9 protein-coding genes are annotated in these 10,400 nt (G+C 69.0%); 6 read left to right on the top strand and 3 right to left on the bottom strand.

Annotated features, from left to right (window positions below; genetic code table 11):
* Positions 1-165 precede the first annotated feature (165 nt).
* The gene (locus ACH4YP_RS11805; RefSeq protein ID WP_361057983.1) at positions 166-594 is read left to right on the top strand and encodes a hypothetical protein; all 429 of its coding nucleotides are present in this window, start codon (positions 166-168) and stop codon (positions 592-594) included.
* 47 nt (positions 595-641) lie between these two features.
* On the opposite strand, the gene ACH4YP_RS11800 is transcribed toward ACH4YP_RS11805, so the two are convergent.
* Positions 642-1,391: a hypothetical protein gene (locus ACH4YP_RS11800; protein WP_398490419.1), complete on the bottom strand. Its 750-nt coding sequence runs from the start codon at positions 1,389-1,391 to the stop codon at positions 642-644.
* 2,068 nt (positions 1,392-3,459) lie between these two features.
* Positions 3,460-3,630 (bottom strand): hypothetical protein, encoded by a 171-nt coding sequence (locus tag ACH4YP_RS11795; protein WP_398490418.1) that lies wholly within the window; start codon positions 3,628-3,630, stop codon positions 3,460-3,462.
* Positions 3,631-3,882: 252 nt separating this feature from the next.
* Between ACH4YP_RS11795 and ACH4YP_RS11790 the strand changes: the two genes are divergently transcribed.
* The 3 genes from ACH4YP_RS11790 (at position 3,883) to ACH4YP_RS11780 (ending at position 5,930) form a co-directional block, all read left to right on the top strand.
* Positions 3,883-4,098, top strand: coding sequence for a type II toxin-antitoxin system VapB family antitoxin (locus tag ACH4YP_RS11790; RefSeq protein ID WP_361057976.1), 216 nt, complete (start codon positions 3,883-3,885; stop codon positions 4,096-4,098).
* The gene (locus ACH4YP_RS11785; protein WP_361057974.1) at positions 4,095-4,517 is read left to right on the top strand and encodes a PIN domain nuclease; all 423 of its coding nucleotides are present in this window, start codon (positions 4,095-4,097) and stop codon (positions 4,515-4,517) included. Before ACH4YP_RS11790 ends, ACH4YP_RS11785 begins: the two co-directional genes overlap by 4 nt.
* Before the next feature lie 579 nt (positions 4,518-5,096).
* Positions 5,097-5,930, top strand: coding sequence for a PIG-L family deacetylase (locus ACH4YP_RS11780; protein WP_361057972.1), 834 nt, complete (start codon positions 5,097-5,099; stop codon positions 5,928-5,930).
* Between the two features lie 102 nt (positions 5,931-6,032).
* Here the strand turns inward: ACH4YP_RS11780 and ACH4YP_RS11775 are convergent, their stop codons facing one another.
* The gene (locus tag ACH4YP_RS11775; RefSeq protein ID WP_398490548.1) at positions 6,033-6,875 is read right to left on the bottom strand and encodes a helix-turn-helix transcriptional regulator; all 843 of its coding nucleotides are present in this window, start codon (positions 6,873-6,875) and stop codon (positions 6,033-6,035) included.
* 151 nt (positions 6,876-7,026) lie between these two features.
* On the opposite strand from ACH4YP_RS11775, the gene ACH4YP_RS11770 reads away from it, so the two are divergent.
* Both ACH4YP_RS11770 and ACH4YP_RS11765 read left to right on the top strand, forming a co-directional pair.
* Positions 7,027-7,986: a zinc-binding alcohol dehydrogenase family protein gene (locus ACH4YP_RS11770; RefSeq protein ID WP_398490417.1), complete on the top strand. Its 960-nt coding sequence runs from the start codon at positions 7,027-7,029 to the stop codon at positions 7,984-7,986.
* Between the two features lie 822 nt (positions 7,987-8,808).
* Positions 8,809-10,344 (top strand): carboxylesterase family protein, encoded by a 1,536-nt coding sequence (locus ACH4YP_RS11765; RefSeq protein WP_361057968.1) that lies wholly within the window; start codon positions 8,809-8,811, stop codon positions 10,342-10,344.
* Positions 10,345-10,400 lie beyond the last annotated feature (56 nt).

The raw sequence follows: 10,400 nt of genomic DNA, 5'->3' as shown, positions 1-10,400 counted from the left end.
GGGCGGAAGGGATACGCGGTCCTCCTAGCGTGCCGCCGCTCGACCGGGCAGGTTGATGTCAGCGGGCCGGATCAACACATCGAGTGACGATCCCGACAGTGACCCCGCATCCCCATCACCCTCTTGCGGCGCGGCGACGCGCCCTGCACGAAAGGAAGCCGTTCCATGAAGGCAAAGATCCGGACCGGTCTGTTCACCGCGGCCACCGCGGCCGCTCTCGTCACGACCCTGGCGCTGCCCGCCGTGTCACTGGCGACCCCTGCCACCGGGGCCGCCTCCCAGACCGATGTCACCTCGGTCGCCGCCCAGGCACCCGTACGCCAGAAGACCAACATCCGCGCCGACCAGCGCAACCGCGTCGCGAGCGACATCCCTGTGCCGGCCGGGAAGTCGCTGTACGTTGTCATCCACGCCACGGACGACGACACCCCGATCGACGTGTGCTCGGGCAGGTGCATCGAGCTGAGGGCAGGCGGTTCCGCCCAGGCAGTGTTCTCGGCAGGCAACAAGCCCAAGACAGCCGGCATCACCATGCGGGCCGTGGACCCGACGGGCAGCTGGACCACGGTCACCTGGAGCTACTGGGTGGCCTGAGGCATCGGCCCGGACACGCCACGGCGGCGTGTCCGGGCCGTCGCTCACTAGGAGTCCGCCATCCGGAAGACGCCCAGCATGTCGTGCCATCGAGGGCCGTGCTTGGGCTCAGTGCCAGGGTAGAAGGACGCCTCGACCCCGACCCAACCGCGGAAGGCACCGGCGTCGTCAAGGATCTGGAGCATCGGCTTCACGTGCGAATTGCCCCGGTGGCACAACTGCTTGTGCTCCATCGCCAAACAGGTGCACCAGTGCCAGAAGGTGTCACGGCGGTCCTGCGGGCCCACCCGGGCGAGGTAGTTCTGGATCGTACTGTCGGTCCTGCCCGTGGCGGTACCGCCGGTGCCGTACCGCGGGCAGCCGCCGTCGGCGCGGCATGCCTTCCCCGAGGACTTCGCGGTCAGGGTCATGCACCGGGTCGTCTCGGTACATGGGGAGAACTTCCGGTGGTGGAAGGGGCCGGTGAGAGGCGGGCCGGCCTTGTCGTGGGTCCATCCGATGGTGTCCAGCTTGAGCGGCGGGGTCTCGGGGTGGTCGTGCACAGAGGACATGGGCCGCCCGCTGTCGAGTGGGGCGTCACTGCCGTAGCCGTAGCCCTTCGTCGCGCCGCCCCCGCCCTTGAACTCCAGACGGACCAGCCCTTCACCCGGGACGACATACCACTCCTCCGGCGCAATACCGCCGCCCCAGGAGATCGAGACGACGTCCCGGCCGGCGTCACTCCCCGAGCCCGAGCGCAGGAGGTAGCCACCGGTACGGACCTCGTTCGGCGCCCCTCGGAAGCCCTCCGCCGTCATGACCGGGCATCGTCGCCGTCCTGGCGAGTCCCACCTGCCCACGGGGGCACAGCCGCTGTCGGGGGTGCCCCCGGCCCTCTCCCTTCCGACCGGATGTCTCTGGTCCCAGCGATACATCCGCGCCGTAACCCGCCCGCTCGCCCGGTCGAAGACGTACGTCCCGAGACGGACCCAGTTGTCGTGGGCAGCACCGTCCCTGAAATAGCCCGTGGAGACGACGAAGTTGGTCTTGCCGCCAGGCAGTCCGGCCGGGGCAGCCTCCACAGGTACCACAGCCGCCAGCGCCGATAGCAGCACCAACACCAGAATGCGAAGTGTTCTGATCACTCTGTCACTGTGGCCATCGGTTGACCAGATCACGCCGTGTGCCGCGCGCGATCACACGGCGCACGGAGGCATGACCGCGGCTCACGCCGGGAGCCGCGCGCTTGTACAGCTGGCCGTCCCTCGGAGCCATCCTGTTCATTGCCGCCGGCTGGGGCATCCTGCGCTACCTCCATTTCATCCGCCCCCGCAGCATCGCCGCCGGGGTATTCGCCGCGGTCGCCCTGGCCGTGGCTCTGACCATGACCGTCTCGACAACGCTGAGATCACCAGAGTCAGCTGCCAACAAGCTGAAGCATGCGGCCGTCCGAGGCACCGAGCTCCGCACTTCGGCATCAGTTCGGAGTGGACGTGCGTCGTTCCCACCGTGCCCGAGGAACGAACTGACCGAGAAGCCCAGCGTCCTGAGAGCGGGCGAACCGTAAATCTCGTTCGGTATTGCCGACGGCCAAGTCGTGTTCTGGAACCCCCCGACCGGGAAGCTCCTGCACGTCCCCGCCGACCAGGTCGGACTCACCCCGCCTCGGAACAGGGCGCATGACTGTGGATCCCGCAGCTCCCGCCCAGGGGAGAGTAAGCACCGTAGGCGACGGCAGGCGAGGTCCGACGGGCTATACCGAACGGAGGAGGACGCGGCCCCACGACCGGAATCCGCATGTGCACACGCAACGGCATACCCAAGGCAACCGGTGACGCCATGGCGCCCGGGCGTAATGAGGCGTGCAGAGCCCCGTGCTCTCCCCCTCCACGGCGCCGTGCCCTCCACGTGCCCGTAAGAGCGGAAACCCACGGTGAACGGCGGTGCAATCCGGCACCCACGACCACCTCAAGGAGAAGGCATCTCAGCAGGTCAGAGCCGTATGGCCCGCCCAAGCGCCGTAGCTTCCCAAGCTGAGAGTGCGAGTTCGATTCTCGTCACCCGCTCCGTGGAGAAGGCCCAGGTCAGAGATCTGGGCCTTTTTGCTGCGGTTCCGGTATGGCAGCAGCTTTCTGGCGTGCCTTGCGTACGGTCGCGTCGAGCCCGGCAGTGGCTTCCGGCTGTCGATCGTCAGCACCCAGGAGAAAATGCAGGCACTCGGGCATCTCCGTCTGGTGAGCTCATGCCATGTCACCGAGGCAGGCCCTGACGCTTTCGAATTCTTGAGAAGACCCTCCCCGTTCCCTATGAACGGATTTCGGCGTCCCCAAGGACGCGAAGCTCCAGGGTTCCGACATGTCACCGTCAGAGGCGAGACCATAGCGCGCAAGGCGCTCCCACCGTGCGTCCATCTGACTGCGCAGCTCTGCCCAATGAAGCAACGCGCTACCGTGACCCGAGTCGACTGCGACTCTGTACAGCCGCTCGGCGTCGTCCCGCAGTCCCTCTTGGGCCCACAGTCCGCGAGGTCCGAAAGCACGTCCACATGCCCCGCCCATGCCGCGGCGCGGGCGTGCTTCTCCGCCGCGTCGCTGTCACCGACCTGTTGATTCAGACGGGCCAACTCCCCTAGTGCCCTTGTCTGTCCTGAATCCGCCGCGCGTTGATAGAGCCGCTCCGCATCCTGTGTTCTGCCGTCCGACTCCCACCGTAGGGCCAGATTCAGCAGTACCTCGCCGTCTCCGGTCGAGGCCAGGCGTTCCGCGCCTTCGCTGTCACCGCTGTCTTCCCTGCGCCGTACGAACTCATCGAGCACACACCTGTCGCCGGCGGCGGCCGCCTGCAGGACCAACACTTCGGCGCCGGCTGTGTCCCCGCTCTGCTCTCTCATACGGGCGAGCTGGACGCGGGCCCCTGAGTTGCCTGCGCGGCAAGCAGTGTGAGCCAGACGCTCGGCATCACGTCGGCGGCCGCTCCAACGATGGCGGACACGAGACTGCCGAGAATGATTCCCATCAGGGTCAGCCACTCACGGCGGGTCAGCGGGCGTCGAGACATGACAGGTCTCCCGTCTTGGTGGGTCTAGGGCGGTCGGCTGCCGGCCGGCCAAGGCCCACTTTCGTGGACATGAACGCACGCTGGACGAGTTGAGACGAGACGGCGAGGGTTGTGGACAGAGCGCGGTAACTGAAGGACCGAGCTGAGTTCTCGGTAGCGTCCCGAACCGAGCCCCGCCGCTTCGCCGCACCACCTCATGCACAGTTATAGATATAATGGGTGGCACTATTGATATCCATGGAGGTGTAGTCGATGAGCCGAACTGTGATCGACCTCGACGACCAGCTGGTAGCGGACGTGGCCAAGGCACTCGGGACCAGCACTAAGAAGGAGACGGTGAACACCGCGCTCCGCGAGGTGCTGGAGAACCGGCGGCGGGCTTTGGCGCTCACCCGCCTACGGGCGTCGGCGGAAGAGGGCGCCTTCGACCTCGGCCTCTTCGAGGACAAGCGGAACTACCGCCGGTGAACGCCGCGCAATACCTGATCGACACCAGTGCGCTCGCCCGACTGCTGCGCGGCGACGCCGAGCAGTACGGATGGGACCAGGCGGCAGCCGCCGGTCTCATCGCCACCTGCCCCATCACCGAGCTGGAGTTCTTCTACAGTGCGCGTTCCCCCGCCGACCGCGCACAAGGCATCGAAGACATGCGCCTGCTCTTCGGCTGGGTGCCGGTCGACGACCGCGCCTACGACCGCGCCTGGCGGGTCCAGGAGCTTCTCACCCAGCGCGGACAGCACCGCAGCGCCGGGGCCGTCGATCTCGTCGTGGCCGCCACGGCCGAGTTGCAGGGGCTCACTCTGCTGCACCGCGACCGGGACTTCGAGTGCATCGCCACGGTCACTGGCCAGGCACTCCAGTGGTACGGCCCTGATGCCGGCAAGTGAGCCAGGCGCAGGCGGGACGCTTCGCCGGATGGCTCTGCACTCGCGAAGCGCTCCCCGAGGCGGACATGCAAGCCGACCGAGCCGGGCACGGGACTCGTTCACTCGGGCGCTCGGCACACCGCGCTCCGGAGCCGTGCCCATAGCGTGCCCGTAAGAGCGGACAACCACGGTCAGCAGCGGTGCGAACCAGCTCTCGTGAGGCGGCCGCTACGCCACATATGCGCAGGTCAACGATCGCATGACCTTCCAAGCGCCGTAGCTTCCCAAGCTGAGAGTGCGAGTTCGATTCTCGTCACCCGCTCCAGAATTCTCCCCCAGGTCAGCGGCCTGGGGGCTTCCTTGTTTTCTGGACCGATTCGAGGGGTCCGTGCCCTCCGCGTGCCCTGAGTCGAGGTCGAACGGCCGTGCCGGGAACAGCCGGACCGGGCGGCCGGGTTGCATCGATCGAGGGACCGGATCCGCACGGGCGGGGAGCACGGAGACCACAAGGTCGTCCGCCCACGCGGGTCCCGCCCCCGGGATCGCGGTACGCCCGCCGCGCACCCGGACCGTGACGTATTTATGCAGGAGGATCGCTTCATGTCTGACCGACCCTTGACGCTCATGGCCGTGCACGCCCACCCCGACGACGAGGCCACCGGAACCGGCGGGGTCCTCGCGCGGTACGCGGCGGAAGGCGTCCGCACGGTTCTCGTGACGTGTACCGACGGCGGTTGCGGTGACGGACCGGGGGGTGTCAAGCCGGGCGATCCCGGCCACGATCCGGCGGCCGTCGCCTCGATGCGCCGTCAAGAACTTCAGGAGAGCTGTGACGTCCTGAAGATCAGCGACCTGGAGATGCTGGACTACGCCGACTCCGGGATGGTGGGCTGGCCGAGCAACGACGCCCCCGGATCCTTCTGGCGGACCCCCGTGCAGGAAGGCGCCGCCCGGCTCGCGGAACTCATGCGGCACTACCGGCCCGATGTGGTCGTCACCTACGACGAGAACGGCTTCTACGGACACCCCGACCACATCCAGGCCCACCGCATCACGATGGCGGCGCTGGAGATGACCGCGCTGACACCGAAGGTGTACTGGACGACGATGCCCCGCTCGGGCATGCAGCGGTTCGGCGAGATCATGCGCGAGCTTCATCCGGACATGCCGGAGCCGGATCCCGCCGAGGCCGCCGCGATGGCCGAGATCGGCCTCCCCGACGACGAGATCACCACGTGGGTGGACACCCTCGCCTTCAGCGGCCAGAAGTTCGACGCGCTGGCCGCGCACGCCAGTCAGGGCGAGAACATCTTCTTCCTCAAGATGGGCAAGGAGAGGTTCGGCGAGCTGATGGGCACGGAGACCTTCGTACGTGTCCAGGACACCACCGGCGCGGCCATACCCGAGAACGATCTCTTCGCCGGACTACGCTGATCCGCCCGTCCGTCCTGGGCCGGTAAGGCGCATCGACCGCACGGCGCGGGCGCGCGTCGGCGGCGAAGCAAGGAAGTCATCCGCAGGCCAAAGAGTGGTGGGTCAAGGGGTGCCCAGCAGGCCGGCGAGCTGTTGGAGTCTTTCGGCGTCGGGGGTGTCCTCGGGGGCGGTGCAGACCAGGAGCACGGGGCCGGGGTTGCCCGGTATCGGGTAGGCGTCCCAGTCCAGGTTCAGTTCGCCGACCCGGGGGTGGTTGAGGCGCATCTGGCCGCGGGTCGGTTCCTCGACGTCGTGGAGGGCCCACAGCGCCGCGAACTCGTCGCTGCGGACCGCGAGTTCACCCACCAGCTCCACCGCGCGCGGGTGGCCGGGATCGGCGGCGACCTGCGTACGCAGCATCCCGACCAGCTCCGCGACGGTGGCCGCCCGGTTCGGGCACGCCGGGTCGGCCTCGGGGCGCAGGAACAGCGCCAGCAGGTTCCGCTCCCTCTGCGGCTGCCGGGTGAAGTCCCCCAACAGGGCGCCGCCGAGCGGGTTCCAGGCCAGCACGTCCAGGAAACGGCCCACGACCAGCGCGGGCGAGGGCATCGTACGCAGCAGTCGTACCGTGGTGTCCGGTACCTCCTCCGGCTCGTACGAACGCGGCAGTTGGGCCGGGGAACGCGCGGCGACGGCGAGGCTGTGCAGGTGGCGGGTCTCCTCGGCGGAGAAGTTGAGGGCGCGGGCGACGGCGTCGAGGACCTGTTCGGAGGGCCGTACGTCGCGTCCCTGCTCCATGCGCTGGTAGTAGTCCGAACTCACCCCGGCCAGTAGCGCCAGTTCCTCCCGCCGCAGCCCGGCGACACGCCGTCGCGGGCCGGGCTCCAGGCCGACGTCCTGCGGGCGCAGCCGGGTTCGGCGGGTGCGCAGGAAGTCGGCGAGTTCGCGTCGGGGATCGTCGCTCATGGCGTGGGAGGAGTCGGTCACGACGCCAGTATGCGGCCGGCGCGGCCCGCGAGGGTGGGTCTGCCAGACCCAGGAAAAGGAGAACGACCGTGATTCCGCGTGCGGGGTCCACCATCGGACACACCACAACCGGTCACGGAAGGACAGCGCCATGAAGGCCGTTCAGATCATGAGTTTCGGTACCTCGGACGTACTGCGGATCAACGACGTGGAGCGCCCCGCTCCCGGCGCGGGTGAAGTGCTGGTGTCGGTCGAGGCGACCAGCGTGAACGGACACGACGTGGTCGTCCGCTCGGGCGAAGTGAAGATGATGTCGGGACGCCGCTTCCCGATCGGTGTGGGCCTGGACTTCGCGGGCACCGTCGCCGCGACCGGCGCCGGTGTCGAGAACCACCGCGTCGGGGACCGGGTGTGGGGCATGGTGCATCCCCGGCAGCGGCACGCCATCGCCGGGGCGGCCGAGTACGTCGTGGTCTCCGCGAACCGTGTCGCGCCCGCCCCGGCCGACCTCTCGTCGGTCGAGGCGGCCTCCCTGGTGGTCACGGGCGCCACGGCGCTGATCGCGCTGCGCGACAGTGTGCAACTCGCGGGCGGGGAACGGGTCCTCGTGCGGGGCGCGGCCGGCGGGGTCGGCACGGCCGCCGTCCAACTGGCGCACGCCATGGGCGGCCATGTGACCGCGCTGGCCCGCGACCGGCACGCCGAACTCCTTACCGACCTCGGCGCCGACGAGGTCCTGGACTACGGCTCCACCACCTCGGACCAGATCGGGCCCTTCGACGTCATCGTCGACACCGTCGGCACTGAACTGCACTGCTACCGGAGCCGGTTGGCCAAGGGCGGCCGGATGGTCACCGTCGGGCTGTCCGCGTCGGCCCTGGGCGCGATCGCCGCGTCGAGCGTGCACGGCTCCCGCCGCATCCGTACCTTCAGCGCCAACCCCGAGACCGCCGTGCTGCGCGACCTGGCCGACCATGTCGCGTCGGGCTCGCTGCGCCCGGTGATCGACAGCGTGTACCCGCTCGCGGACATCGCCGTGGCCCAGCAGGCGTTCGAGCGCGGCGGCGTCGTGGGCAAGCACGTGGTGACGGTGCCGCGCAGCTCCGTATGACGGAGTGGCGTCCGGTCGGCCCGATCGACGGCGTGCCCGTCGCGTGCCCAGCAGACCGGTACACGCGTGCCCATGAGACCGGTACACCGGTGGACCACGGTCGGCAACAGTGCGATCCCGCGCTTCCGAGCGCCGAGCCAGAGCCAGAGCCGGAGCGTATACAGCCAGGTCAGAGGCTGTTCGGTTCAGCAAGCGCCGTCGCTTCCCGAGCCGGGCCGCATGTCGTGCGGTGGCGGGCGGTGCTCGGCGGGGGCATGGGGCACGACCTCGGACACGGGCAGGGGTACGGGCAACCGGCGTCGTACGGCTGGACGGTGGGCGCCGTCGCCGTGGTCGCGCTGTGGGCCGTGGCCCGGTTCGGGGCGGTGCCTTGGGCCTTGGCTCCGCGGCCGTTCGCCCGGATCGGCGGGCCGGCCACGGCCGCCGCGATGGCACTGATGCTCCTGAACCGACCTGCCGGACGACGACCGAGGAGAGCCGCACATCATGACCACGAACCTGCGGAACCACGAACCTGCGGAACCACGAACTCACGGCACAGGTACGGGACTTCCTCCCCGGCGGCCCCAAGAAGCCGCTGAGATGTGGCCCGGGGCACCGCCGAGGACGTGGACCGGGCCGCCGCCCCACGGAGTCCGTTGAGCGGACTGGCGGCGTTGCACGCCCGTAGTCCGAGACGGAGCATGTGGCCTTCCCGCTCGTTCCTGCCTCTCGGGAGGTTCAGTGCGCTCCATCGTCCGACGACAACTTGCGGCTCTTGTGAGTCTGCTCGTCCTGCTGACCGTCGCATCGGCGGTCCCTTCATCCGCGGCCCCTCGCTCCTTGACGATCTCCACCGACAAAGGCACGGTCGCGGGGGCCACGGCGGACGGCGTCGACCGGTTCCTCGGCATCCCGTACGCCGCGCCACCGGTCGGCAACAAACGCTGGCAGCCTCCCGCGCCCGCTTCCGCCTGGTCGAGCCCGCGGTCGGCCACCGCATACGGCTCGCGCTGCCTGCAGTCGTCCGCCGGCACCGGCCCCGGCATGAGCGAGGACTGCCTGTATCTCAACGTCTACGCCCCCGAACGGCGAACGAACCGCCCGCTGCCGGTGCTGTTCTGGATCCACGGCGGGGGCTTCTCCGGCGGTGCGGGTGACCTCTACGACGGCTCGCAGATCGCGAAGACCGACAACGTCGTGGTCGTCACGATCAACTACCGGCTGGGCGTGTTCGGTTTCCTCGGCATGCCCGGGCTGAGCAAACAGGGTGCGGGCAACTACGGCCTGCTCGACCAGGAGGCGGCGCTTCGCTGGACGCAGCGCAACATAGGTACCTTCGGCGGGGACGCGGGCCGCGTGACCATCGCGGGTGAATCGGCCGGCGGCCACTCCGTCTGCGCTCTGCTGTCCTCGCCGCCGGCGCGCGGCCTGTTCGCCGGTGCGATCATCCAGAGCGGCGGGTGCCCGAGCCTCACGGTCGCCCAGTCCACTGCCAAGGGCAAGGACTACGCCGCGGCAGCGGGCTGTTCCGTTCCGGCGACCAGCGTGTCCTGTCTGCGGGCCAAACCGGCGAACGAACTGCTGGCCGCCGGCGGCGGATTCGTCGGCGGCATCCTGACCGGTCCCCTTCCCGTCTCCGGGGTTCCCGAACTGCCCCTCGCGCCGAGCGTCGCCGTACGAACCGGCCGGATCCACAACGTCCCCCTCCTCATCGGCAGCACCCGCGACGAGGTGCGCCAATGGGCACTTCCGTTCGCGAAGGCGACGAAGGACCAGTACGAGCGGGCGGTCGGGCTGGAGTTCGGAAGGCAGGCCGACGCCGTACTCGCGCGCTACCCCTACAGCGCCTACGACAGTCCGTACGCCGCGACGTACGCCATCAGCGCGTTGTGGGGCGACAGCAGCGTCTTCTACGGGCTGGGCGGCTGCCAGTACCAGAACCTCACGGCTCAGTTCGCCACTCGGCAACCGAGGACGTATTTCTACGAGTTCGACGACCCGCACCCGCCGACGCTCGCGAAGACCCCGGCCGGCTTCGACTCCGGCGCCCCCCATGCCAGCGAGCTCGGCTACCTGTGGCCCATGGAGACCTCGAAGTTGCTGACTCCGGAGCAACAGCAGTTGTCGACGGCGATGGTGCGCTACTGGGGTGCGTTCGTGAAGCACGCGAACCCCACGACCGCGGGGCTGGCGGCCTGGCCGTCGTACCGCAGCGGCAAGTACATGTCCCTGCTCCCCGGCGATGACAGCCGGGCCCTGAAGTCCAAGGTGTACGCGGACCGGCACCAGTGTTCGTTCTGGAACAGCATCCGCTACGACGGCCTCACCACCAACCCGGACCGCCTCGCCGCCCAGGCAGGCGTTCCCACGTCCTGACGCCCGGCTGTCCACGTCCTGGGCTGCGGCTGTCGTGTTCCGACAGCCGCAGCCTG

The organism is Streptomyces sp. NPDC020747 (assembly GCF_044334695.1).
Classification (GTDB): Bacteria; Actinomycetota; Actinomycetes; order Streptomycetales; family Streptomycetaceae; genus Streptomyces.
This window is presented reverse-complemented; position numbering and strand designations above follow the sequence as displayed.